We start from the raw sequence: 25,239 nt of genomic DNA on the forward strand, positions 1-25,239 counted from the left end.
TTAAGGATATTGACATGTTTTCTTTTAAAAAACGCGCTGCATTGATCGGCGTATTGGCTCTGGGGATGGTTGCAACTGTCCAGGCAGCCAACGAGCAATATTTTCCCTTGCAAAGTTACCGCGTCGGCCCTTATGCCGCGGGCGGAACCGGTTTTTTTGGCGGTTTCATTGACTACCTGCAATATGTCAACCTCAAGGAAGGCGGCGTCAATGGCGTGAAGTTCACTTGGAGCGAGTGCGAAACCGAGTATGTGGTGGAAAAAGGCGTGGAGTGCTACGAGCGACTGAAGAAGGGCCTTAACGGCGCACCTGCTGCTGCCACCAATCCATTGTCCGTAGGGATTGCCTATGCCACGCTGGAACGTTCGGCTGCCGACAAACTACCGCTGATCACCATCAATCATGGTCGCACCGACTCTACAGATGGCAGCGTGTTCCCTTATGTTTTCCCTTTGCAGCTTAATCCTTACAGCGAGGTGTCGGCCATCATCAATTATATCGGCCAGCAGGCTGGAGGCTTGGACAAGATCAAGGGCAAGAAGATTGTGACGCTATATCATGGCTCGCCCTATGGCAAGGAGACCAACCCGATTCTTGAGTTACTGGCGAAAAAATATGGTTTTGAACTGACCCTGTTGGAAGTGCCGCATCCGGGTAATGAGCAGCAATCACAATGGCTGAATATCCGCCGTATCAAGCCGGATTGGGTCATTCTGCGCGGTTGGGGCGTGATGAACCCGGTGGCGCTCAAGACTGCGCAGAAAACCGGTTTCCCTGCGGATCACATTATCGGCAACATCTGGAGTAACTCTGAAGAGGATGCTGCACCGGCAGGCGCGGCAGCCAAGGGTTTCATCTCCATCACCACGCATCCTTCCGGCACCAACTTCCCGGTATTGCAGGATATCGGCAATACCGTGATCAAGGCTGGCAAGGGTAATCTGAAGGACTCTAAACGCTTTGGCACCGTGTATTACAACCTGGGAGTGGTGAACGGTATCCTCAATGTGGAGGCCGTACGCGTGGCGCAGGCAAAATTCGGCAAGCGGCCATTGACGGGTGAAGAGGTGCGCTGGGGCTTCGAGAATATCAGGCTGGATGATGTCCGTCTCAAGCAATTGGGTGCCTATGGCCTGGTACAACCGCTGAAGCTGTCTTGCTCCGACCATGAAGGCGGGGGCGCGGTGCGTTTCCAGCAATGGGATGGAAAAAAATGGCAGGTAGTTTCTGATTGGGTGCAGGCTGATCGCAAACTGTTGCGCCCGATTATCGAAGAGTCCTCGCATCAGTATGCCAAGGAAAAGGGCATCACGCCGCGTGATTGCGCCAAGGAATCTTGAAATAGGCCATAAAAGTGTGCCATGCCACGCTGGCATGGCACATGAGCGATGTTTCCCCGGTGCTGTCGTCAGTATCGGGGAAAACCCGTTCAGTTCAAGGATTATTATGTCGGCCCCGTATATCTTGCAGCTTAACCAGATTGAAGTTATCTATGACCAAGTGATTCTGGCCGTAAAGAATGTCTCTCTTGCCGTAAGGCAAGGCAGCATTGTGGCGTTGCTGGGAGCGAATGGAGCTGGCAAGAGCACTACGCTGAAAGCCATTGCAGGCCTGGTCAGGGCCGAGATTGGTGAAGTGGTGCAAGGGCGGATTTACTATCAGGGACTGGATATCACTCATGCTGCTGCGGCAGACCTGGTGAATCAAGGACTGGTACAAGTGCTGGAAGGTCGGCATTGCTTTCCGCATCTTACCGTAGAAGAAAATCTCTACAGTGGCGCGTTTGCCCGCAAGCCGCGTGCGGTTGAACTCAATCAGGCATTGGAGAGGATTTACCATTATTTCCCCCGCCTGCTGAAATTGCGCAAGAACCAGGCCGGATATACATCAGGTGGCGAGCAGCAGATGGTGGCTATCGGTCGTGCGTTGATGGCCAATCCTAAGCTGGTATTACTGGATGAGCCTTCCATGGGGCTTGCGCCCTTGATGGTGGAAGAGATTTTCCAGATTGTGCATCAGTTGAACCAGGAAGAAAAAGTGAGTTTCCTGCTCTCCGAGCAAAATGCCACGGTTGCCCTGCAGTATGCCCACTATGGATATATTATCGAAAATGGCAGGGTGGCAGCAGAAGGAGAAACCAAGGTATTGAGTGTACGGGATGACTTGCAATCCTTATATCTGGGACTATAGGTGCGGCAGCCCTGATCCAATCTAGATAAAACATTAAATTTAATTAATAATTAATTGATAATTAATTTAATTTTTATTAAATACATAATGGGCCGTACCTGATTCAGGGCGGCCCATTATGTTTTGATGAGTGTATATTTCCTAGAAAAAATGCGCTACATGGAAACGGACGGCAATCCCGTCTATATCTGGCTGGCCCTGATTGCGGGTTTCCTTGTAGTAATAAGCCTCAATCCGCAAGTTGCTGCCATCAATGAGATAGCTGGCTCCCAGATCGTAGCGCTTGCGCTCCAGGCCAGCCAGTGCTGCAGCATTATTGTTGTCGTTCTCGAAACGCTCATAGACGAACTTCGGCTGGATTTTGCCGATACCGACGACTTGCGGGAAGGTATAGCTGCCCGTGACAAAAAATCCCTTACCGCTGGCAATGCTTGGGTCTTGTGTGTTGTCGTTATCATATTTGTAATAGGAACCCTCTGCACCGACTACACCTCCACCGGTAACGGCTTTCTCCAGGCGCCCATCCAGGTTCCAGTAGCGGTAGTCTCCGGGATTGGCAGCAGTGCCTGCACCATCCTTCTGGAAACGGTAAGAGCCACCAATGGCGAGAATGTCCTTGGCGCCATCATAGCTGGCGAGGTTGTAGAATCCTGGCTCCGCATCCCAGAAGTTATATGACAAACGGCCTGCGAAAGAAAGATTGTCTGACTGGTTGGAAGTGCCGGAGCCGCTGCGTCCTTCAAATGCGCCAACATGGTATTTGAGCTTCTGGTTCAGCAATACGCCCCAGATGGATGCGCCATTGTCCCGCCCTCCCAGGCGATTGGGCGCCTGCTCCGAGAATGGAAAGTCAAAGGTTGGCGGGTAGTAGGGCGCTGAAGCAGAAGCACGGCTGGCCGGAGGCAGAAAACGCCCAACGAAGATATTGAAATGCTCGTTGAGTTCCAGGCCAATGCGCGCATCCAGAATGCTGATGTCGTCATCCGCATCCTTTTCTGTATTCAGCTCAAAGGAAACATATTTGTGCAGCTTGCCGTTGGTATAGAGGCGGGCGCTTTCCAGATCGAAATCATTGGACCTGTCCTTGCCATTGGGAGCAGCGTCTTTTTCTGAGCGATAGCTGGCCCGGGCGGCAATACCGATATTGATGAACTGGTCATCATTGCGCGCAAAGGTGGGGTCGGCATAGGCTGGAAGGGAAAGCGAACCCAGGCCAAGTAGAAATGGCAATACCGCCGGACGGTATTGGAATCTTGTAATTATCATGTTGTATACACCCTGAAAGATAAATGAATAGTCGGCAGGGCTGGAAACCCAGCGGTTGTAGCCTGCGCTACAGGGGATATAGGCATTTTGTGTGCCTGATTGATAATTACTTATTAATCAAATAATTATTGAAATTTATTAATGTATTATCCTGCTTGCTAAAAAGCAAAATGAGGAATGCATGCTGGCCTGTCAGCATGCATGACCATGGCCACCATCACTGACATTGATTCTTCCAGTCTCGGTGCTGGATACATAGAACGTGCCATGGGGATTGAGGGGGCGATTATACGACAGTTATGCTGGCTGCCATTCCCCTCCCAGCACCTTGAATAGGTTGATGCTGTTTGACAGGGATAATTGCTTCAGTTGTACGAGTTGTTGTTGTGCATCAAACAGGCTGCGTTGTGCATCCAGAACTTCAAGATAATTGGCTATCCCTTTGTCATATCTGCGCATTGTCAGATTCAGTCTTTCTTGTTCTGTGGCAGTAACGCGCGATTGCGCTGTAATCTGGAGCTCGATTTGTTCACGGCTCAGCAAGACATCGGAAACTTCGCTGAAGGCAGTCTGGATGGCTTTTTCATATTCGGCGATGGTGATTTCCTTACGAACCGTGGCCAAGTCAAGGCTGGCCCGATTCCGCCCATGATTGAAGATGGGCAGCGTCAATTGCGGCGTGAATGACCAGGCTTTGTCACTAGCACCAGAAAACAATCCGGACAAATGTTCATTGACCAGGCCAATATTGGTGGTCAGCTGGATACGTGGAAAAAAGGCCGCCCTGGCGGCACCGATATTGGCGTTGGCTGCTTTCAGCCTGTGTTCTGCTGCCCGGATATCAGGACGGTTTTCCAGTAATGCAGAAGGCAGCCCGGCTGGTAGCGGGGAAAAATCCATGCTGTCCAGCGCGTCCTGTGGCGTATTCACGGCAATGCTGGGCTGGCCGGTCAACAACTGTAATGCATTCAGGGCCTGGGTATATTCGCGCTGCAGGGCGGCAATGCTGGCTTTTGCTGCTTCCAGCTGCAATTCAGCCGCCTTGAGGTCGATGGCATTATCCAGCCCGGCCTGTTGCCGGCGCACAATCCGGGAGTAGGTGAGATTGCGGGCATGCTCCGTCTCTCTTGCCAGCCGGATACGCTCAGAGAGTGCACGGACGTTGATATAGGATGCCGCGACTTCGGCGATCAGACTGGTACGCGCGGTCTGTTGTGCTTCCTGTGTGGCAAGATATTCCTCCAGGGCTGCTGTGGTCAGGCTCTTGACGCGTCCGAAGAAATCCAGCTCGAAGTTGCTGATGCCCAATCCCACGCGATACATATCAACGTCAAAAGATTGTCCACGGGCAAAAATCATTTTGCTGCGTTCATAACTGCCGGTTACATCCACTCCGGGCAGCTTGTCTGCACGCTGTATGCCGTATTGCGCACGTGCTTCTTCAATGCGCAAGGCAGTCACGCGCAGGTCGCGGTTATGTGTCAGCGCGGTATCAATCAGGCGTTGCAATTCAGGGTCAGTGAAATACTCCTGCCAGCTGCCTGGATGAGTTGTATGTTCCGCAGAGTCACCTACCGGAAATTGCGCGGGAACCGGGGCGGCAGGGCGCGTGTATTCAGGATTGAGAGAGCATGCGCCCAATGCGAGCATGATGGAAATCACGCTGGCTTTCAGGGACAGGTAGTGTGGTGGTGACAAAGTCATGATGATGACTCCTGCACGTGATGCTGTGGACGTTTGATATAGCGTCCGAGCACGGCAAAAAACAGGGGAACAAGGAAAATGGCGAGCAGGGTAGCGGCAATGATGCCACCCAGCACGCTGGTGCCAATAGCAGATTGCGCGCCGGAAGCCGCACCGGAAGCAAGGGCCAGTGGCAGCACGCCGACACCGAAAGCCAGTGATGTCATGACAATGGGGCGCAGCCGCAGGCGGGCTGCTTCCAGCGTGGCATCCAGCAGGCTCATGCCGTCGGCATATAAGTCCTTGGCTACCTCTACAATCAGGATAGCGTTTTTGGCAGACAAGCCGATGGTGGCAATCAGGCCTACCTTGAAGTAGATGTCGTTGGGCATGTCACGCAAAGTGACTCCCAGCAGGGCACCCAGGATGCCGAGCGGTACGACCAGAATGACCGCCAGCGGGATCAACCAGCTTTCATACAGGGCTGCCAGCGCCAGAAAGACTATCAATACCGAGAGCCCGAACAGCATGGGTGCCTGGGCGCCTGAGCTGCGCTCTTCCAGTGATTGTCCGGACCAGGCATAGCCAATGCTGCGCGGTAGCTTGTTGGCAATGGCCTCGATGGCTTGCATGGCTTCTCCACTGCTGTATCCAGGGGCAGCAGAGCCATTGATGGCAAAAGAAGGATAACCGTTGTAGCGCGTCAGTTGTGGCGGCCCGGAAACCCACTCCAGCGTCACGAATGCGGATAATGGAATCATGCTGCCATTGCTACTGCGCACACGTAACTTGCCGATATCCGCCAGCTCCAGCCTATCCTTGCCGTCTGCCTGCATAATGACACGCCTGACCTGGTTGCCATGCATGAAGTCACCGATATAGCTGGAGCCGAACATGGAGGCTAGCGTGGTGTTGATTTCATCCATGCTGACACCCAGGGTTTCGGCCTTGCGGCGATCGATATCCAGGCTGACCAGGGCAGCTTCAGGCAAGCCGGCAAACATGAGGTTGGTGATGGCCTTGCTCTTGGCACCTTCTTCCATTAGTTGATCCTTGGCGGCGAGAAATGCCCGGTAACCTGCCGAGCCACGATCCTGCAATCGCAGATCGAACCCATTGGACGAGCCAAGTTCAGGCAGGGGGGGCGTGTTCACGGCGAACACAATGGTGTTCTTGAGGTCAGCAAATTCAATATTCACGCGATCCACAATGGCCTGGACATGTTGCCGGGCATCCTTGCGCTCCTGCCAGTCTTTCAATGTGGCAAACAGCATGCCGCTGTTGGAGCCTGTGCCATAAAAGCTGAATCCACCTACCTCATAGACATACTTCACGGGCTCATTCTTGTTGAGATAGTCTGCAATCCTGCTCAGGGTGTTCATGGTTTCGTGCATGGTGGCTCCCGCTGGAAGCAGCACTGTGATCATGAAATCTCCTTGATCCTCGTCCGGCAGAAAGGCTGTCGGCAGCCGGACAAACATGAAGGCGACCACGACAATAATAGTGCAGTACACCAGCAACCAGCGGAATGGACGTTTGATGATGGCTGCCACTCGTTTCTGGTAGCGGCTGGTCAATGCCGTGAATGCGCGGTTGAACCAACCAAAGATGCCACGTTTTTCATGATGGTCGCGTGCGATGGGTTTGAGCAGTGTCGCGCAGAGTGCTGGCGTCAGTGACAGTGCCAAGAATGCCGAGAATGCAATCGAAACAGCGAGTGACAGGGAGAACTGGCGGTAAATATTGCCTACTGCGCCGCTGAAAAAAGCCATGGGTACAAATACGGAAACCAGCACAACCGTGATACCGATAATGGCGCCGCTGATCTGCTGCATGGCCTTGATGGTTGCCTGCAGGGGAGGCAGGCCTTCCTCGGCCATGATGCGCTCCACGTTTTCAACAACGACAATGGCATCGTCGACCACAATGCCGATAGCCAGCACCATGCCAAACATGGTCAGGACATTGATGGAAAATCCTGCTGCCAGCATCACGGCAAATGTGCCCAGCAGTGCTATCGGTACCACGATAGTGGGAATCAGGGTGGCTCGCAGGTTCTGCATGAACAGGAACATAACGAGAAACACCAGTACGATGGCTTCAACCAGTGTATTGACGACTTTCTGGATGGATATCTCGACGAAAGCAGATGTATCGTAGGGAATCTGGTAGCTGACGCCGGCTGGAAGATAGCGCACCAGTTCATCCATGGTGGCACGGATGCGCTTGACGGTGGCAACAGCATTGGAGCCAGGAGCCATCTTGACTGCCATGCCCGCAGCATTATTACCATTCACGCGTGATACAAAGGCATAATCGCTACCGCCAAATTCCACTCTGGCCACATCTTTCAGCAGGATGGCAGATCCATCTGCCTTGCTGCGCAAGGGGATATTGCCAAACTCTTCCGGCGTGGTTAATGCATTATCAGCAATCACATTGGCGCTGATAGGAGCGTAGTCCGGCACGGCAAGATTGCCGATATCGCCGATGGTGACACGCGCATTATGGCTGCGGATGGCAGAGGCCAGATCAGCCGCTGTCAGATTCATTGAGGTCAGTTTTGCCGGGTCTGGCCATATCCGCATGGCATATTCCGGGCTCCATATCTGCACCTTGCCAACACCTTCAACGCGCCGCAAGGCTTGTAATACATTGGCGGCAGCCAGCTCGCCCAGTTCAACTTCCGACAGGCGGTTGCCTTCGGAGGTGAGCGATACAATCAGTTGAATGCTGTCTGCAGATTTCTCTATGAAAATGCCATTGCGGCGCACAATCTCAGGCAGGCGTGCTTCCACGGTTTTCAGGCGGTTCTGCACTTCCACTGCCGCAAGGTCGGGATTGGTACCCTGGCGGAATGTCAGGCTGAGGGAGGCGGCCCCCGGGCTGCTGGTGGCTGAGGTATACATCAGCCCGGGCGCACCATTCATCTCGCGCTCAATGATGGCAGTGACAGACTCTTCGATCACGCGAGCCGATGCGCCGGGGTAGGAGGCACTGATATTCACTACTGGAGGCGCAATATCCGGGTACTGCGCGACAGGCAACCCCCGGATGGCAAGCAAGCCTGCCAGTATGATCAACAGGGAAATAACCCAGGCAAAGACCGGGCGCTCAATAAAAAATCTAGCCATAAAGCTCTCAGTCTGTTGAGAAATCAAGGTTGAACACTATTGCGTACCTTCACCTTGCTGCCAGGTGCCATCATGGCAGGTGCGGTGGTAATCACGCGCTCGCCGCCATGGAGGCCGCTGGTGATGATCCATTGGCCATCCTGCATGGCTGGGGCCGTGACTTCAATGGCCTGTACTTGCTCCTGCTGGTCAACGACCATGACAGAACTACTTTCTGCAGTCCTGACCAGCGCATCACGCGGGATGAGAATGGCAGACGGATTTTCAGCCTGTGTCCATTTCACTTCCACATAGGCACCCGGTAACAGTGCCCGTTCCGGGTTATTGAACAAGGCTCGCATGGCCACGGTATCTGTATTGCTATCTACCGCCATATCGGAGAAAAACAACTTCCCTGATTGTTCATATTCAGAGCCATCAGGGAATATCAGCTTCACCTCCATGCTGTCCTTTGACATTCCCTGCATTTTTCCTGCCTTGATGGCACGCTGCAGCGCCATGACTTCTGTCGCGGGCTGGGAAAAATTGACATAGATGGGATCCAGTTGCTCCACTGTGGTAAGCGGAGTAGGGGAGTCCAGGCCGACCAGTGCTCCCTCAGTCACCAATGCACGCCGGGCGCGTCCATTAATGGGCGAAGTGACTTTGGCATAGCCAAAATCCAGGTTTGCTTTGTCCCACTGGGCTTTTGCCGTCAGTACCTGGGCTTTTGCCTGCATTTCCTCAGCAATGGCTGCCTGGTATTCCCGCTCACTGACAGAATGATCACTGGCCAGGTCGCGATAGCGGTCAAGTTTATCCAGCGCATTGCGATGACCAGCCTCGGCACTTGCCAGCGCACCTGCTGCCTGATCGCGCGCTGCTGCCAGCAATTCAGGATTGATCAGGAATAATGGTGTGCCTTTTTTGACTTCCTGGCCTTCCTGATACAACCGCTCAGTGACGATGCCTGCTACCCGGGCACGCACTTCAGCTTGACGGTATGCCTCCAGGCGTCCGGGAGCTGTCATGGTGGCAGGCATGGTTGTGACAGCAGCTATATGCACTTCGACTTCAGGTGTCGTACCGTCGTCATTTCCTACTTGTTCTTGCTTGCAGGCTGAAAGTGTTGCTAACGTGACGGCAACAAACAGTAATTTTCTGTAACAGGAAGAGATTGGGGGCATGGATTCTTGTCAATGGCGCTGATGAGCGCAATGATTGTTAAATTATGTTAGCACTATACTATAATCAATCATGATTGATTAATTGTTGGTTGTATAATAACAACCTGCAGTTTAAGGTGATGGAGTTGACGTGGCTAGAAAAACCAAAGAAGAGTCTTTGCAAACCCGGGAGAACATTCTTGATGCGGCCGAACGGGTGATTTTATTACGTGGTATCAGTTACGCCACAATGGCCGATATCGCAGATGCCGCGCATGTGTCGCGCGGGGCGGTATACGGACATTTCAAGAATAAGGCCGACCTGTCTGTTGCCATGTGTGAACGGGCGCTTGCACTGGCAGCCACTCCTGAGCGTACTCCAGGCGCTTCCATTCTGGAAACCTTGTTCGAGCAGGGCATGTATTTTCTGCGGCTTTGCACCGAGCCGGGGACAGTGCAGCGTGTATTGCAGATACTGTATGTTCAGGGTGACCCGAATAAGGATAACGAACCTTTGCTGGAAATCCGTGAGCGCTGGGAACACCAATGTCGGCAGGAAATCACGGCATTGATCCGTTCCGCCATGGCCGAAGGAGAGCTGCCAGCAGACTTGGATATCAATCTTGCCAATCTTTACCTGTTTTCCCTGTTTGATGGTATTCACAGTACTTTGTTCTGGACCAATCGTGTCCGTCAGGAGGATCGGTGGCAGACCGCTGAGATCCTGTATCGGGCCGGTTTTGTTGCCTTTATCAAGGCACCTCAGTTACGTAATCGACAGTAGCACTGCTTGTGCCCATCTGGCTGTTCATATTGGTCTTGTAGCGCGCGAGACTGTCAGCCTGTCAAGCTGGAAAGATGCTGATACAGGATCAGGCTGCCGATACCAATCAGCAACATGCCGCCGATAATTTCAGCCGAGTGCTTGGAAGCTGAACCCAACATGCGCCCCAGCAATACCCCGATACTGACCATGATGCAGGTAACGATGCCTATCATGGCAGCTACTGGCAGGATGTCTACATCAAGGAATGCCAGGCTGACGCCCACGCTCATGGCATCAATGCTGGTGCCCAGGGCAGTTACTGCCAGCAGGGCGAATGAGTGGCTGCGGGGTTTTTCATGATCGGATGTATCCGGCTTTAATCCAGACCAGATCATGCGCACTCCCAATATGGAAAGAATGGCAAAAGCGATCCAGTGATCCCAGGCGGTGACGTAGCCTGCTGCCATGCGACCAAGGCCCCAGCCTATCAATGGGGTAACAGCTTCGATACTGCCGAATATAATGCCTGTACGTAGTGCTTCAACCAGGCGTGGGCGGTGCAGCATGGCACCTTTTCCGATTGCAGCAGCAAATGCATCAGCCGACATGGCGAGTGCCAGGAGGAAAACGGAAAGGATATTCATGGATCATCAATATTGTCGGGCGTGGTTCACCAAATGTCAGCCAGACCGCCCGAGCAGAAGGTACCGGCTTTCATTTAGTCTCGCCAAGCAGAATGGCTGCCCGTACCACGACAAGTGTCGATTATGTTGACACGGGCGCTTCGCAAAGAAGCCGGCTACTCCCTAAAGATGGCACCATTCTACTATATAAAGTGTTTTTAAGCCATTTTGACACTATTGGTTGTGGATATGAGAAAGAGAATCATATCCAGGCAGGGTCAGTGCTTTTGCTTACGTAAGGTGCGGGAAGTAATACGTTGTGCCATCCACCTGGAAAATTGCCCCAATTTTCCTACCTGGTAATATTGATGAAGAAAATACAGGCGCTGACGCAAGCCGAGTTGCGGCGTATCCCGGTTCAGCGTCGTCAGGTCGTGAAGGGTGCATTGCCAGGAAAACCACTTGAAGCGGGCCTTCTCCAGATCAATGAGGACGCTGTCAAACTCACCTTGGGGCTGTTCGCGTATAAAAATATGCTTGGGATACAAGGCGCGATGCTGGACTTTGTGTGCATGCAGCGTAGCGACAGTCCGTGCGATGGACTTGATCAGTTTTCGCTGCCGCGAGAGTGGCCATTCTTCTGCTGAAAGCCAGGCCAGAACTGCATCCAATGATACATATCCCTGGAGTTCCACCGTCAGCAACACGGCATTGGTATTGCCATCGAGTTTTTTCTCTGAAAAAAACAAGGGAACAGGAACAGGGATGCCATGCTGTTGTAAGTGCAGCAGCATGGCATATTCGCACCTAAATGTGGGAACGCCTATGACAGGATGCCGCCATGTGCGGCGCATGAAATTCTGCTGGCGTTTCAGGAACGCATGGAACCCGGCGGCATTGCTACTGTCTGCAATCGGGATCCTGCTTACGCCACTCCAGCCTTGCCGGTGTATATTGGGAGCTTCAAACCAGCCTGCCTGTAAGTACCAGAGGGTGTCAAAATCCGGTGTGCCTGCATGCGCATCTTCTTGCATATGATCAACCTGGAAACACATTGCTTCACCATGAAAAATTCCCGTTGCTGTGTGAATAAAACTACAACTGTCACAAAATTGCAACACTCCATATGTAAACAATGGTTGATCAATGCAAGTGCACTGGCTTCAATCCAACATCAGGACAATACCAGCCAGAGGTGGCAGGGTGAGCACAAGAGAATTCCCATGCCCCATACAGGGGTGCGGTTCGCTCTGCAAGCCCATGCCATTACCTTGGCTACTGCCACCATAGCGCTCGGCATCGCTGCTGAAAATTTCCTTGTAATGTCCTGCCTCTGGCACCCCTATACGGTAACCGGTGCGCAGCACCGGAGTAAAATTGAGCAAGACCAGGACAAAGCTGCCGTCCTGGGCGCGGCGCAGGTAACTGATGATGGACTGATCCCGGTCATTGCAGTCTATCCACTCAAAACCGTATGCATCGAAGTCGAGTTCATGTAGGGCAGGGAGCTGGCGATACAGGTGCGCCAGATCCCGGTTCAGGTGCTGCACACCCTGGTGCCAGTGATGTGAAAGCAGCTGCCAGTCCAGACTGGCATTGACATTCCATTCTCGACCCTGGCCGAACTCATTACCCATAAAATTGAGTTTTTTACCGCTCATGCTCATCTGGTAGGTCATGAGCAAGCGCAAATTGGCGAATTTCTGCCAGCCATCTCCTGGCATTTTGTCCAGCAGGGAATATTTGCCATGCACTACTTCGTCATGGGAAAAGGGCAGGACGAAGTTCTCGCTGTAGGCATAGAGCTGCCCGAATGTCAGTTTGTCATGATGAAAGCGGCGATGAACAGGGTCATTCTGTATGTAGTCCAGGGTGTCATTCATCCAGCCCATATTCCATTTCATGGAAAAGCCCAATCCACCCAGGTATACCGGGCGGGAAATCATCGGCCATGCCGTGGACTCTTCTGCGATGGTCAGTGCGCCTGGGAAATCTTCATGCACCATGACGTTGAGCTGGCGGAGAAAGTCAATGGCCTCCAGGTTTTCACGTCCACCATACTGATTGGGGAGCCATTCATCTGCTTTCCGCGAATAGTCAAGATACAGCATAGAGGCCACGGCATCGACACGCAGGCCGTCAATATGAAACTCGGATAGCCAGTAATGGGCATTTGCCAGCAGGAAGTTACGGACTTCATTGCGTCCATAATTGAAAATATAAGTACCCCAGTCCTGATGTTCACCACGTCGGGGATCTGCATGCTCAAACAATGCCGTACCATCAAAGCGCGCCAGTGCCCAGTCATCCTTGGGGAAGTGCCCGGGCACCCAATCCAGGATGACGCCGATACCAGCCTGATGGCAGCAATCGATAAAATAGCGCAGCTCGTCAGGACTGCCAAAACGATTGGTGACACCGAAATAGCCCGTCGTCTGGTATCCCCATGACTCATTCAAGGGATGTTCGGAAATCGGCAGCAACTCAATGTGGGTATAGCCCATTTCCTGTATATAAGGGATCAGTTCTGCGGCAAGTTCACGATAGCTGAGGAATTGTCCTTCGCTATTGCGCTTCCACGATCCCAGATGCACTTCGTAGCAGTTGAAGGGTGCATGCAACCAGTCAGCCCTGCTGCGCTGATCCAGCCAATCCTGATCCAGCCAGGTATATTGCCCACTAGCCGTGACACGGGCAGCGGTGCCTGGCAGTTGTTCGAAGCTGAAGCCATATGGATCTGTCTTGACCAGGACTTGTCCTGTTTGGCGATTGCGGATTTCGAACTTGTAAATATCGTGATCGGTCAGGCCCGGGATGAAAATTTCCCAAACGCCACTGCTGCCATGGACACGCATGGCGTGCAGTCGACCATCCCAATGGTTAAAGTTGCCAATGACGCTGACACGCTCCGCGTTGGGCGCCCAGACAATAAAGCGCACGCCATGCACTCCCTGTTGCACGCATAAATGTGCGCCGAATGTGCGGTAAGCCTGCTTCAGCCTGCCTTCACCAAACAAGTAGAGCTCATCATTTGAGAGTGCTGTCCAGAATGTATAGGCATCATGGGTCTCCCAGCTGTGTCCGGACTTTTCCAGCTTGATACGACACGGAACTGGAGGAGGAGTCTTGCCTTGCCATTCAAATAGTCCTGCCTCATGGGTACGGTGCAGTGCCTGCCAGCCGGCATCAGTCTGCAGCCAGATTTTATCGGCATACGGTTGCAATATGCGCAGGACATAATGATTGCCGTGTTGATGCAGGCCGAGATATGAAAAAGGATCATGATGGCAACCGGCAAGAATCTGTGTCAGTGCAGGAGCTTGTTTGGATGTGCTCAATGTTGGTTCCAGTTCTGCAAAATTTGGTTAGTGGCCTTAATTATAAAATTGCGGTGCGCTATGGATTAGCGGCTGGCTTCGTGCCTATAATGAACCAAGTGCAAGAGAGGTTCAGCGCGGATTGGCCCGGTTCGCGAATTGTTGACTAATAACATGATGTCCAAACTATAAATCAGGAGGGGCAAAAATGCAGCAACAGGAATTAGGTTCATCTCGCTTTGTCAGTACTCTGACAAAAAATACTGTAGCACTGATTCTGGCTGGAGGACGAGGCAGCCGCCTCAAAGGCCTCACGGACTGGACAGCCAAGCCGGCAGTGCCTTTTGGCGGCAAGTTCCGCATCATCGATTTTCCCTTATCCAATTGTATCAACTCAGGCATCAGGCGCATCGGTGTCGTGACGCAGTACAAGGCCCATACCCTGATTCAGCATATCCAGCGTGGCTGGGGGTTTCTGCGTGGCGAGTTCAATGAGTTTGTTGATCTTCTTCCTGCCCAGCAGCGTGTCCAGGAAGAATGGTATAAGGGTACTGCAGATGCCGTATTCCAGAACCTGGATATCCTGCGACAGACCAGTGCCGAGTTTGTACTGATCCTGGCAGGCGACCACATCTACAAGATGGATTACGGACAGATGCTGGCAGCGCATGTGCGTAACAAGGCTGATATGACTGTGGCATGTATCAACGTGCCGCTGCAGGAGGCCACTGCTTTCGGTGTCATGGGGGTCGACAACAATGACAGGGTAGTCGATTTCCGGGAAAAACCTGCTGACCCTCCTTCTATTCCTGGCGACCCGGAACATGCGCTCGCCAGCATGGGTATCTATATCTTCAATGCCAGTTTTCTCTATGAGCAGTTGATTAGGGATGCAGATGACCCTCATTCATCGCATGACTTTGGTCATGACATCATTCCCTACCTGATCAATAAATACCGGGTGTATGCCCATCGTTTCGCTGATAGTTGCGTTGGGGCGGATGATGGAAATTACTATTGGCGGGATGTTGGCACGATTGATGCATATTGGGAAGCGAATATGGAGCTGACCAAGGTCATCCCCGAGTTGAATCTTTATGACCGGCAGTGGCCGATATGGACATATCAGGAACAGTTACCGCCAGCCAAGTTCGTTTTTGACAGTGATGACAGGCGAGGGCAGGCAACAGATTCCATGATTTCAGGTGGGTGCATTGTCAGTGGCTCACTGGTGCGTAATTCAATCCTGTTCTCGGATGTTCGGGTCAACAGCTATAGCCTGATTGAGCAGTCCGTCATCCTTCCTAAAGTGGATGTGGGGCGAAATGTCACCTTGAAGCGTGTTGTCGTGGATAACGGAGCAAGAATTCCCGATGGCATGGAAATCGGGGTGGATCCGGTAGCTGACCGTGAACGTTTTTATGTCACGGAGCAAGGGATTGTACTGGTGACGGCGACGATGCTGGGACAGAGCCTGCACCATATTCGTTGAGACTCGATGACTGAGAGGTCGGGTAATCATGAACAGGATTCACTCATGTAAACATTAAGGGAAGATATGACCGCATCGCATCCCAAGCTGTATCTCAATTTATACTGGCATATGCATCAGCCGGATTACCGGGATTCCATCAGTGGCGAATATGTCCTGCCCTGGACATACCTGCATGCCATCAAGGATTACACGGATATGGCCTATCACCTCGAAAGCAATCCTGCTGCACGGGTGAGCTTCAATTTTGTGCCTGTGCTGCTGGATCAGCTTGAGGATTATGCAGATCAGTTCAATAGTGGGAAGATAAGAGATCCTCTGCTGGCCTTGCTGCTCAGGGAGGACATGAAGTCACTGACGCTGGATGAGCGTTGTCTGATTCTGGAAAGCTGTTTCAAGGGCCATCATGAAAAGATGCTGGCTCCCTTTGAGCATTACCAGTGTCTGTACAATATGTATACCAAGCTTGAGCCACGCGGCAAGAGTATGCTCAATTACCTGTCCGGCCAATATATGGCAGACCTGATTGTCTGGTATCACCTGGCCTGGACCGGCGAAAGCGTGCGCAGGAACAGCAGTGAAATCCAGATGCTCATGAACAAGGGCAGTCAGTTCACGCTGGAAGACAGGCAAGTATTGTTCCGGGTGATGGCAGACCTGATCCGTGGCCTGATCCCGCGCTACCGGGCATTGGAAGCCACTGGTCGCATCGAAATTTCTACAACGCCGCACTATCATCCCATCCTGCCGTTGCTGCTGGATTTTCGCTCAACCCGCGATGCCATGCCTTATGCACCATTGCCGCGTTACCCGCAGTACCCGGGTGGCAGGCAGCGGGCATGTGCCCATGTGCAGGAGGCGCAGGAGTTTCATCAGCATCGCTTCGGCAAAGCGTCCAACGGCATGTGGCCTGCAGAAGGCGCTGTGTCGCAAGAAGCGCTGATCCTGCTGGCACAGCATGGAGTGAAATGGGCTGCCACCGGGGAAGGCGTGCTGGCCAATAGCCTGTATAAATCCTTTGACAGCAGTGGCTTGCCGCCCAGGCATGAGTACCTTTACAAGCCGTATCGTGTTGGCAATGAGCAGGATTCCATCATGTGTTTTTTCCGTGATGACCAGCTGTCAGACAAAATCGGCTTTGAATATGCAAACCTGCACGCAGATAGTGCAGTGGCAGATTTCGTACACCACCTGGAACAGATTTATGAGCAGCATCCAGGTGAACAGCCGCCGATTGTCAGCGTGATTCTGGATGGTGAAAATGCCTGGGAGTACTATCCCTACAATGGATATTACTTCCTGAGCCAGCTATATACAGCCTTGAGCACGCATGAACACATCACCATGACCACACCAAGTGATCTGGTGCAGCGATGCCTGCAGCCGGATTCGGGATTACCCATAGGAGAATTGCCTGCTGTTGCGGCAGGCAGCTGGGTGTATGGCAGTTTCAGTACCTGGATAGGCAGTTCAGATAAGAACAAGGGTTGGGATCTATTGTGTGAAGCCAAGCAGGCCTACGATCGTGTCGTGCAGCAGGGTGCACTGACGGAGGCTGAGCTGGCGGCCGCCACACGGCAATTGGCCATCTGCGAAGGGTCAGACTGGTTCTGGTGGTTTGGTGACTATAACTCGGGCTTGAGCGTCAGCAGTTTTGACCATTTGTTCCGCCGCAACCTGTCCAACCTTTACCATTTATTGCAGCTGGATCCGCCACACACTCTGGACCAGGCCATCAGCGCGGGGTCGGCATCCTCGACAGCGGCCAATGCCGGCACCATGCGCCGCGGCCAATCAGCAGAATCATCAACTTGATAGATATGACAGGAGTAGTACTTGGCTAAAACTGTTGCATTATTGCTCGGGGTCCACGCTCATCAACCAGTGGGGAATTTTACCAGTGTGCTGGATGATGCTCATGCCCGCTGCTACGGCCCGTTCCTGAGGACGGTACATGAGTATCCGGATTTTCATTTTGCGATTCATATTAGTGGCTGGTTGCTGGATTACATGATCCAGCATTTTCCTGAGGATATGGCTTTGCTGCGCGACATGGTGGCACGAGGGCAGGCAGAGCTGTTCGGCGCAGGCTTTACCGAGCCAGTGCTGGCTTCCATTCCAGTCAAGGACCGAATCGGCCAGATCAACACCTTGTCCCACCGGCTCAAGCAGGCATTTGGTGAGGTGCCGCAAGGGGCCTGGCTGACTGAGCGAGTCTGGGAATCTACCGTGGTACCTGCGCTGGTCGATGCTGGCATACGCTATGTGACAGTGGATGACTATCACTTCATGTGCACCGGCCATGCAACCAACAAACTCGATGGTTTTTATACCACTGAGGAAGATGGACGCCAGCTGGATTTATTCCCGATTTCCGAAGCCCTGCGCTACCGCTTGCCATTTTCCCCGGCTCATGAGGTGGTGGAGTATCTCGAAAGCCTGGCGCAGGAGGATGGTCAGGCCGCCGCAGTGTATTTTGATGATATAGAAAAATTCGGAATATGGCCTGAAACCTATCAGTGGGTGTATGAGCGTGGCTGGCTGCGCCAGTTCATAGAAGGGGTGCTGGCATCCGATATCATCAAGCCCATGCGTTATTGTGATTATCACCAGCAGGCAAAGAAGCGCGGAGTAGTGTACCTGCCGACGACTTCCTATATCGAAATGAACGAATGGACCCTGCCAGTGCCCGCTGCACACCATTATGCCGACCTGGTGGAGCAGGAGCGGCAGCAACAGCGCTATGAAACCAGCAAACCATTTGTGCGTGGCGGCATCTGGCGTAATTTCCTCATGCGCTATCCTGAGTCTAACTGGATGCACAAACGTATGCTGGCATTGTCTGCACGTTATCATGCCTTGCCGGAAAAGCAGCAAACGGCAGAGATGTTGCAGGCATTGTATGAAGCCCAGGCCAATGATGCTTACTGGCATGGCCTGTTTGGCGGGTTGTACCTGCCACATCTGCGCCGGGCGGTGTACCAGGCGCTAGTGCGGCTGGAAAGCCTGCTGGATGAGGTGGAGGCACGGTCACCGCAGCAAGTGATGGATATCGACCTGGACGGCCATGACGAATTTTTTATGCAGAATGGCTGCCTGCAGGCTGTGATCCGACTGGATGGCACGGCATCCATCGCTGAGTTTGATAGCTATAAACTCAAGCATAACTTTGCGGATACCCTGACCAGGCAGACGGAACACTACCATCGCAGGATTCATGCAGCTCCAGAGCACCAACAGCAGGGAGGGGGCATCAGTAATCCACACGAGCAGATGGCCTCCAAGCATGAAATAACGCCTGCTGACCTGATTGTGGATGAATACCGCAAGGCGCTTTTCTGCGATAGCTGGCATGATCACCAAGGTACCAGCCACCGTTTGCAATATATGCGGGATGAACATGGCGGGCCTGGTTGCGAGTTTGCGGCCAGCCTGCCTGGGCAGGCCAGTCTACTGCGCAAGACCTTCAACCTGGAACAGAATCAGCTGGTGGTGCAGTACACATTTGCCAGCCAGGAACTGCTGGAAGGCAGGCTGAGAGTGGAGCTTAACCTTGCCATGCCAAGCTGCGATGGTCCTGCAGGCCGTTTCCGCCAGGATGAGCATATTCTCGGTGGCTTCGGGCAACCGCTGGTAATGGAAAACTTCCAGCAGCTTTTCCTGGACGATGAAGTGCTGGGCGGAACACTGGAATTGAGCAGCAGCATCCCTTGCCATTATTTTAGCCATCCGCATTTCTCGGTTTCCCAGTCCGAAGCGGGTTTCGAAAAGGTCATGCAGGCAGTCACCATTGTGCTGGAGTGGCCGGTGGAACAACTGGGACAGGAAATTTTCGTGCATCTCAAGGCAATATGAACTTAGGCATAGAGTGATGGCAGCATTGAATATTGGCGTTGATATAGGCGGCACCAACCTGAGGGTGGGGGTGGTACGGGAGCTGGAGGTAATCTATCAGCAACGTTTTCCTGCGGATTTCTCTGCAATCTGCAAACAGCATGCCCCTGAAGCCGCCCTGCAGGAAATCCTGCGTATTACCAGCGCTGCCTTACTGCAGGCCAAGGCAGCCTATCCCGACGTGCAGCATGTCGGCATCGGTTTTCCCGGCTTTATTGACCCGAAAAGCGGCCAGGTGCTGCAATCTCCCAATCTGCCCGGGTTACGGAAAGTTGACCTGGCCGCCGCACTTTCTCGATTGATTGAATTGCCTGTCAGGTTGGAAAATGATGCGCTGGTGGCGGCCTTGGGTGAATACAAGCTCCTTGAAACTCCTCCGCGCAGCATGGTGTATATCGGCCTGGGCACTGGGGTCGGGGGAGGGCTGATCCATGCTGGTCTGCCTTATCCGGGAGATCATGGCATTGCCATGGAAATCGGACACCTGATCGTCGAGGCCAATGGGCGCCAATGTGGATGCGGCAATAAGGGGTGCCTGGAACAATATGCAGCAGCGCCTGGTGTTATCGCCAGTTATGCCGAATTGAGCGGACAGCATCTTGTCGCTCATGATATAGCCGCCCGGGCCGATGCTGATGATGAAGCGGCACTGGCAGCTTATGCGCTGGCCGGGCGCTACCTGGGACAGGCCATTGCTCATATAGTGAAAACCGTTGACCCGGAATTGGTGCTGGTGGGTGGCGGCATGAGCCAGGCCTGGCGTCATATCGCCCCGGAACTGGAAACACAGTTGGATAATGACTTGGTGCCTGTCCTCAGAAACAAAATAACCATGGCAGTTTCAGAAAGCGGCGACCTGGCAGGTATCATAGGCGCTGCTTATCTATCCTAGACCAGCAATGCTGTCCGAACCGGCCACAAGTATGCGTGGGCGATATCTCCGATAACATCGCTTGTAATGATTTCATTCTAAAAATAATATCTCGACCATAAAAGGCCATGCTGATGCATGGCCTTTTATTTTTCTGTGCTTATTACCTGCTGGCTTGAGCCAGGTTGGGTTGCGCAGGTGCTTGCCAGCTTCCACCTAATGCACGAATCAACTGAACTGTGGCTCGTGCACGCTCTGCATTCAGCTGCAATGTTACCCGCCTCTGAGAGAGTAGAGTACGGTCAGCATCAATGACTTCGATATAGCTGACAAGGCCTTCGCGGTAACGGCTTTGTGCCAAGCTACTGGCGCGCTCCGAGTAGATCACGGCATTGTCCTGTACACCAGTCTGTCGATCAATGATACGCAGGCTGGCCAGGTTATCCTCGACTTCGCCAAAGGCCTTCAGGACAGTCTGTCGATACAGTGCCACATCTTCCTCGTACACTGCGCGCGCGCGTGCCAGTCCGGCATCACGCTTACCCCCATCAAGAATAGGCAGGGACAGCATAGTGCCTATCAATGGCCCCAGCAGGAATGTTCGGCTGGACCACTCAAACAGGTGACCAATGTCAGAGGATTCATATCCCAGGGCACTGGTGATGTTGAGCCGTGGGAAATAGGCTGCTCTGGCAACGCCGATACGGGCATTGGCAGCTGCCATGGCGCGTTCTGCGGCTGCAATGTCTGGCCGGCGTTCAAGCAATGTTGATGGCAAGCCCGCGGGTATCTGGATATTGATGCGTTGCAGCGGCATGGCAGCCAGATTGAACTCTGCAGGTGCCTTGCCCAGCAGAATGGCAAGTGCATGTTCTGCGATGGCTCGGCGACGGCTGACGGCAAGTGTTTCAGATTCTGCAGAAGCCAGTTCACTCCTGGCACGTACCAGTTCAAGCTCTCCGATGTCGCCGGCATCAAAGCGATACTGAGTGAGTTGCACCATTTTTGCCCGCAGATCCACGGTATATCGCAGGATCTCCTGTTCAGCATCCAGCTCACGAATAGTGAAATATTGCTGAGCAACATCCGCCTGAAGCGAGAGTTGCACGGACTGCAGCAATGCCGCACTTTGTTCTGCATCGGCCTGGGCGGCACCAATCAGGGAGGAAACCCTGCCGAACAAGTCGGCCTCGTAGGCAATCTGGGCCTGGGCTCGCCACAAGGTCTGTTCACTACCGCTTTCGGCACGTTGTGAGTCAGGGGAGACTCGCTGGAGCGTTGGGCTCATGCCGGCACTGATCTGTGGAGTACGCGCAGAGCGTTCATCCTTGAGCAGGGCACGAGACTGCGCAAGACGGGCAATGGCCGCCTGCAGGTTCTGGTTGTCGAGCAGAGCCTGCTCCTCCAGGTCATTCAGCGTAGCATCATTGAACACCTGCCACCACAGGCCACGATCGGCAACCTCAGAAGGCTGGGCAGTCTGCCACTGGCTGCCTTGTTCTCCCTTCAAACTGCCATGGGCTTCCTTGAACTGTTGCGGCATCATGACCTGCGGTTTTTCATAGAGAGGAGCTACTGAGCATGCAGCCAGGATCAGGGTCGCCGTGAGTAAAGATAGAAGTTGAAATTTTTTCATCATAATTCCTATAGCAAATGGCTGGCTGTCGGGCCTTCGATATGAGGCTTGTGCTCAGTGGCTGAATGCAGTTTTCGTCCTCCACTTAACATACGCAGCAATACATAAAACACCGGTGTCAGAAACAGTCCGAACAAGGTGACCCCCAGCATGCCAAAGAACACCGCGATACCCATGGCATGGCGCATTTCAGCACCGGCTCCCGTGGATGTGACCAAGGGAACAACGCCCATGATGAAGGCAATGGATGTCATGAGAATAGGGCGCAAACGTAAGCGGCTTGCCTCGATAGCAGCCTTGATGATGCTACTGCCTTGCAGCTCAAGCTCCCGGGCAAACTCCACAATGAGGATGGCATTCTTCGACGCCAGACCGACCAGTACCATGAGGCCGATCTGGGTGAAGATGTTGTTATCACCCTTGGTCAGCCATACGCCAGTCAACGCAGCCAGTATGCTCATAGGTACGATCAGGATCACGGCCAATGGCAGGGTCAGGCTTTCATAGAGGGCAGCCAGTACCAGGAATACCAGCAACACACTGATAGGAAATACCCAGATACCGGCATTACCGGCAATGATCTGCTGGTAGGTCAGGTCAGTCCATTCGAACTTGATACCTTGAGGCAGGGTTCTGGCAGCGATTTTCTCCACAGCAGCCTGGGCCTGACCGGATGAATATCCAGGTGCCGGCCCGCCATTGATATCGGCAGCGGTATAGCCGTTATAGCGCACGACCATTTCCGGACCATAGGTCGGGCTTACCTTGACCAATGAAGACAATGGCACCATGTCACCTGCATTGTTACGGGTCTTGAGCTGCAGAATATCCTCAGCCTGGGCACGATAGGGGGCGTCAGCCTGGGCACGGACCTGGAACACACGGCCGAAACGGTTGAAGTCATTGATGTATAACGACCCCAGATATATCTGCATGGTGTCGAACACTTCAGTGACCGGTACACCTAGCTGCTTGGCCTTGGCGCGATCAAGATCAACATTGAGTTGCGGGACATTGATCTGGTAATTGGAAAACATGGGGCCAAGTTCAGGAGATTTCTGCGCCTCTGCCATGAAAGCATTGGCTGCATTGTTCAACTCGGCGTATCCCAGTGCACCCCTGTCTTCAATCTGCATCTTGAAGCCACCGATGGTACCAAGGCCCATTACGGGAGGTGGCGGGAATACGGCAATATAGGCATCCTGGATCTCAGCAAATTTCTGGTTGAGCGCCTGGGCGATGGCGCTAGCCGACAGGTCAGCACTATTGCGTTCCTTGAACGGCTTGAGTGGCGTGAACACAATGCCTGCACTTGAGCTGTTGGTAAAGCCATTGATTGAAAGGCCGGGGAAGGCGACGGCATTCTCCACGCCAGGTTGTTGCAAGGCAATTTCGCTCATGCGTCGAATCACTTCTTCAGTACGTTCCAGCGAAGCACCAGGCGGCAGCTGTGCAAACCCAACCAGATATTGCTTGTCCTGTGCCGGTACAAAACCACCTGGCACAATCAGGGAAATGCCAACGGTCAGACCCAGCAGTACGGCATAGACCCCCATGGCAGAAGCCTTGCGGTTGATAATGCCTTTTACGCCTTTGCCATAATGCTCGGAAGCACGGCTGAACATATGATTGAAACGGGCAAAAAAACCTCCCAGCCATCTGTCCATGAAGCGTGTCAGCCAGTCTTTGGGATCATGATGTCCCTTGAGCAACAGCGCAGAAAGGGCAGGGGACAGGGTCAATGAATTGAAGGCAGAAATGACGGTGGAAATGGCAATCGTCATGGCAAATTGCTTATAGAACTGACCGGTTAACCCTGTCATGAATGCCAATGGCACAAACACAGCAACCAGGGTCAGGGCAATGGCAATGATGGGGCCGCTGACTTCACGCATGGCCTGATAGGTGGCATCGCGTGGAGTCAATCCAGCTGCAATATTACGTTCGACGTTTTCCACAACCACAATGGCATCATCCACTACAATCCCGATGGCCAGCACCATGCCGAACAGTGACAGTGCATTGATGGAGTAGCCAAAGGCCAACATCAGGGCAAAGGTGCCGATAATGGAAACCGGCACGGCCAGTAACGGAATGATGGAAGCACGCCAGGTTTGCAGGAACAGGATTACAACCAGCACAACCAGCGCAATGGCTTCCAGAAGAGTGGTGACGACCGCATGGATGCTGGATCGCACAAACTGGGTTGGATCGTAGACAATGTGGTATTCCACCGACTCTGGGAAGTCTGCCTTGAGTTCCTGCATGGCTTCACGCACAGCATCGGAAATAGCCAGGGCGTTGGCACCTGGAGCCTGAAAAATGGGAATGGCCACTGCCGGCTTGTTATCAAGCAGCGAGCGCAGGCCATATTCTGAAGCCGCCATTTCAATTCGTGCGACATCTGACAAGCGTGTAATGCCGCCATCTGCAGAAGTTTTGAGAATAATGGCCCCAAACTCCTCCTCGGTCTTCAGGCGGCCCTGGGCATTGACGGAAAGTTGCAATGGCACACTCTTGGCATTGGGCGAGGCACCAATGATGCCAGCTGCCACTTGTACGTTTTGTTCGCGAATCGCCTGTACGACATCCGATGCAGTCATGTTGCGCTGGGCAACCTTTTGCGGATCCAGCCAGATACGCATGGCGTAGTTACCCGAGCCAAACAGCCCGACTTCACCCACGCCCTGTATTCGCGCCAACCTGTCCTTGACATTGATGACGGCATAATTGCGCAGATAGGTCATGTCGTAGCGGTTGTCCGGTGAGGACAAATGCACCACCATGGTCAGTGTGGGCGAGCTCTTGAGCGTGGTCAGGCCAAGCCGCTGAACATCTGGCGGCAGGCGGGGCAGGGCTTGATTGACACGGTTTTGTACCAGTTGCTGTGCCTTGTCAGGATCTACACCCAGCTTGAAATTGACAGTGATGGCCAGGTTGCCATCGCTATTCGCCTGAGACTGCATGTAGATCATGTCTTCGACGCCGTTGATGGATTCCTCCAATGGCGAAGCAACGGTTTCTGCAATCACCTTGGGGTTGGCACCAGGATACTGTGCACGTACCACCACCGAAGGTGGTACTACCTCGGGGTACTCGGAAATCGGCAATTGAAACATGGCCAATGCACCACCCAGCAGGATGAGCATGGATAACACACCGGCAAAAATCGGCCGGTCTATAAAAAATTTAGAGATATTCATAATGTTGGCTCCCTGTCTT

The 25,239-nt window shown here is 53.1% G+C and carries 16 protein-coding genes and 1 riboswitch; of the genes, 7 read left to right on the forward strand and 9 right to left on the reverse strand.

The annotated features are described in order from the left end of the window. Positions 1 to 14 precede the first annotated feature (14 nt). Both CHB59_RS06550 and CHB59_RS06555 read left to right on the forward strand, forming a co-directional pair. Positions 15 to 1,340, forward strand: coding sequence for an ABC transporter substrate-binding protein (locus tag CHB59_RS06550; RefSeq protein WP_089375442.1), 1,326 nt, complete (start codon positions 15 to 17; stop codon positions 1,338 to 1,340). Beyond that, positions 1,291 to 2,190, forward strand: coding sequence for an ABC transporter ATP-binding protein (locus CHB59_RS06555; RefSeq protein ID WP_245835076.1), 900 nt, complete (start codon positions 1,291 to 1,293; stop codon positions 2,188 to 2,190). Before CHB59_RS06550 ends, CHB59_RS06555 begins: the two co-directional genes overlap by 50 nt. A gap of 141 nt (positions 2,191 to 2,331) precedes the next feature. Here the strand turns inward: CHB59_RS06555 and CHB59_RS06560 are convergent, their stop codons facing one another. The 4 genes from CHB59_RS06560 to CHB59_RS06575 all read right to left on the reverse strand — a co-directional run bounded on the left by CHB59_RS06560 (position 2,332) and on the right by CHB59_RS06575 (position 9,439). After that, positions 2,332 to 3,456: a porin gene (locus tag CHB59_RS06560; RefSeq protein ID WP_089375444.1), complete on the reverse strand. Its 1,125-nt coding sequence runs from the start codon at positions 3,454 to 3,456 to the stop codon at positions 2,332 to 2,334. Positions 3,457 to 3,753: 297 nt separating this feature from the next. Next, positions 3,754 to 5,160, reverse strand: coding sequence for an efflux transporter outer membrane subunit (locus CHB59_RS06565; protein ID WP_089375445.1), 1,407 nt, complete (start codon positions 5,158 to 5,160; stop codon positions 3,754 to 3,756). Beyond that, entirely contained in the window at positions 5,157 to 8,273 is a 3,117-nt protein-coding gene (locus tag CHB59_RS06570) for a multidrug efflux RND transporter permease subunit (protein ID WP_089375446.1), read from the reverse strand. Before CHB59_RS06570 ends, CHB59_RS06565 begins: the two co-directional genes overlap by 4 nt. A 23-nt stretch (positions 8,274 to 8,296) precedes the next feature. Then, the gene (locus CHB59_RS06575; RefSeq protein ID WP_089375447.1) at positions 8,297 to 9,439 is read right to left on the reverse strand and encodes a MexX/AxyX family multidrug efflux RND transporter periplasmic adaptor subunit; all 1,143 of its coding nucleotides are present in this window, start codon (positions 9,437 to 9,439) and stop codon (positions 8,297 to 8,299) included. 130 nt (positions 9,440 to 9,569) lie between these two features. Here CHB59_RS06575 and CHB59_RS06580 point away from each other — a divergent pair, with 130 nt between their 5' ends. After that, the gene (locus tag CHB59_RS06580) at positions 9,570 to 10,202 is read left to right on the forward strand and encodes a TetR family transcriptional regulator (RefSeq protein ID WP_089375448.1); all 633 of its coding nucleotides are present in this window, start codon (positions 9,570 to 9,572) and stop codon (positions 10,200 to 10,202) included. Positions 10,203 to 10,255: 53 nt separating this feature from the next. On the opposite strand, the gene CHB59_RS06585 is transcribed toward CHB59_RS06580, so the two are convergent. The 3 genes from CHB59_RS06585 to glgB form a co-directional block, all read right to left on the reverse strand. Continuing rightward, positions 10,256 to 10,828 carry a manganese efflux pump MntP gene (locus tag CHB59_RS06585; RefSeq protein WP_089375449.1) on the reverse strand — a complete coding sequence of 191 codons (573 nt, stop codon included), beginning with the start codon at positions 10,826 to 10,828 and terminating at the stop codon, positions 10,256 to 10,258. Positions 10,829 to 10,839: 11 nt separating this feature from the next. Then, positions 10,840 to 10,991, reverse strand: a riboswitch (yybP-ykoY riboswitch). Positions 10,992 to 11,085: 94 nt separating this feature from the next. After that, positions 11,086 to 11,841: a lipopolysaccharide kinase InaA family protein gene (locus CHB59_RS06590; protein WP_179212095.1), complete on the reverse strand. Its 756-nt coding sequence runs from the start codon at positions 11,839 to 11,841 to the stop codon at positions 11,086 to 11,088. Between the two features lie 129 nt (positions 11,842 to 11,970). Further along, positions 11,971 to 14,145, reverse strand: a complete 2,175-nt coding sequence (gene glgB, locus CHB59_RS06595; protein WP_089375451.1) for a 1,4-alpha-glucan branching protein GlgB — start codon at positions 14,143 to 14,145, stop codon at positions 11,971 to 11,973. Positions 14,146 to 14,332: 187 nt separating this feature from the next. Between glgB and glgC the strand changes: the two genes are divergently transcribed. The 4 genes from glgC to CHB59_RS06615 all read left to right on the forward strand — a co-directional run bounded on the left by glgC (position 14,333) and on the right by CHB59_RS06615 (position 20,402). After that, positions 14,333 to 15,616, forward strand: coding sequence for a glucose-1-phosphate adenylyltransferase (gene glgC / locus CHB59_RS06600; RefSeq protein WP_089375452.1), 1,284 nt, complete (start codon positions 14,333 to 14,335; stop codon positions 15,614 to 15,616). A gap of 66 nt (positions 15,617 to 15,682) precedes the next feature. Then, positions 15,683 to 17,431, forward strand: a complete 1,749-nt coding sequence (locus tag CHB59_RS06605; protein ID WP_089375453.1) for a glycoside hydrolase family 57 protein — start codon at positions 15,683 to 15,685, stop codon at positions 17,429 to 17,431. A 21-nt stretch (positions 17,432 to 17,452) separates the two neighbouring features. After that, positions 17,453 to 19,471 carry an alpha-amylase/4-alpha-glucanotransferase domain-containing protein gene (locus tag CHB59_RS06610; RefSeq protein ID WP_089375454.1) on the forward strand — a complete coding sequence of 673 codons (2,019 nt, stop codon included), beginning with the start codon at positions 17,453 to 17,455 and terminating at the stop codon, positions 19,469 to 19,471. A 16-nt stretch (positions 19,472 to 19,487) separates the two neighbouring features. Beyond that, entirely contained in the window at positions 19,488 to 20,402 is a 915-nt protein-coding gene (locus CHB59_RS06615; protein WP_179212096.1) for an ROK family protein, read from the forward strand. A 142-nt stretch (positions 20,403 to 20,544) separates the two neighbouring features. On the opposite strand, the gene CHB59_RS06620 is transcribed toward CHB59_RS06615, so the two are convergent. Both CHB59_RS06620 and CHB59_RS06625 read right to left on the reverse strand, forming a co-directional pair. Further along, positions 20,545 to 22,020 carry an efflux transporter outer membrane subunit gene (locus CHB59_RS06620; RefSeq protein WP_342743068.1) on the reverse strand — a complete coding sequence of 492 codons (1,476 nt, stop codon included), beginning with the start codon at positions 22,018 to 22,020 and terminating at the stop codon, positions 20,545 to 20,547. 5 nt (positions 22,021 to 22,025) lie between these two features. Further along, a complete protein-coding gene (locus tag CHB59_RS06625; RefSeq protein ID WP_089375456.1) occupies positions 22,026 to 25,220 on the reverse strand; it encodes an efflux RND transporter permease subunit in 3,195 nt (1,064 codons plus the stop codon). Positions 25,221 to 25,239: the final 19 nt, after the last annotated feature.

Source organism: Methylobacillus rhizosphaerae, assembly GCF_900187985.1.
Lineage (GTDB): Bacteria > Pseudomonadota > Gammaproteobacteria > Burkholderiales > Methylophilaceae > Methylobacillus > Methylobacillus rhizosphaerae.

Coding starts and splice junctions, on each gene's coding strand:
- CHB59_RS06555 (WP_245835076.1), top strand. CDS start 1,291: ATGCCAAGGAAAAGGGCATCACGCCGCGTGATTGCGCCAAGGAATCTT.
- CHB59_RS06625 (WP_089375456.1), bottom strand. CDS start 25,220: ATGAATATCTCTAAATTTTTTATAGACCGGCCGATTTTTGCCGGTGTG.
- CHB59_RS06620 (WP_342743068.1), bottom strand. CDS start 22,020: ATGATGAAAAAATTTCAACTTCTATCTTTACTCACGGCGACCCTGATC.
- glgC (WP_089375452.1), top strand. CDS start 14,333: ATGCAGCAACAGGAATTAGGTTCATCTCGCTTTGTCAGTACTCTGACA.
- CHB59_RS06565 (WP_089375445.1), bottom strand. CDS start 5,160: ATGACTTTGTCACCACCACACTACCTGTCCCTGAAAGCCAGCGTGATT.
- CHB59_RS06615 (WP_179212096.1), top strand. CDS start 19,488: ATGGCAGCATTGAATATTGGCGTTGATATAGGCGGCACCAACCTGAGG.
- CHB59_RS06560 (WP_089375444.1), bottom strand. CDS start 3,456: ATGATAATTACAAGATTCCAATACCGTCCGGCGGTATTGCCATTTCTA.
- CHB59_RS06605 (WP_089375453.1), top strand. CDS start 15,683: ATGACCGCATCGCATCCCAAGCTGTATCTCAATTTATACTGGCATATG.
- CHB59_RS06575 (WP_089375447.1), bottom strand. CDS start 9,439: ATGCCCCCAATCTCTTCCTGTTACAGAAAATTACTGTTTGTTGCCGTC.
- CHB59_RS06570 (WP_089375446.1), bottom strand. CDS start 8,273: ATGGCTAGATTTTTTATTGAGCGCCCGGTCTTTGCCTGGGTTATTTCC.
- CHB59_RS06590 (WP_179212095.1), bottom strand. CDS start 11,841: ATGCAAGAAGATGCGCATGCAGGCACACCGGATTTTGACACCCTCTGG.
- CHB59_RS06585 (WP_089375449.1), bottom strand. CDS start 10,828: ATGAATATCCTTTCCGTTTTCCTCCTGGCACTCGCCATGTCGGCTGAT.
- CHB59_RS06550 (WP_089375442.1), top strand. CDS start 15: ATGTTTTCTTTTAAAAAACGCGCTGCATTGATCGGCGTATTGGCTCTG.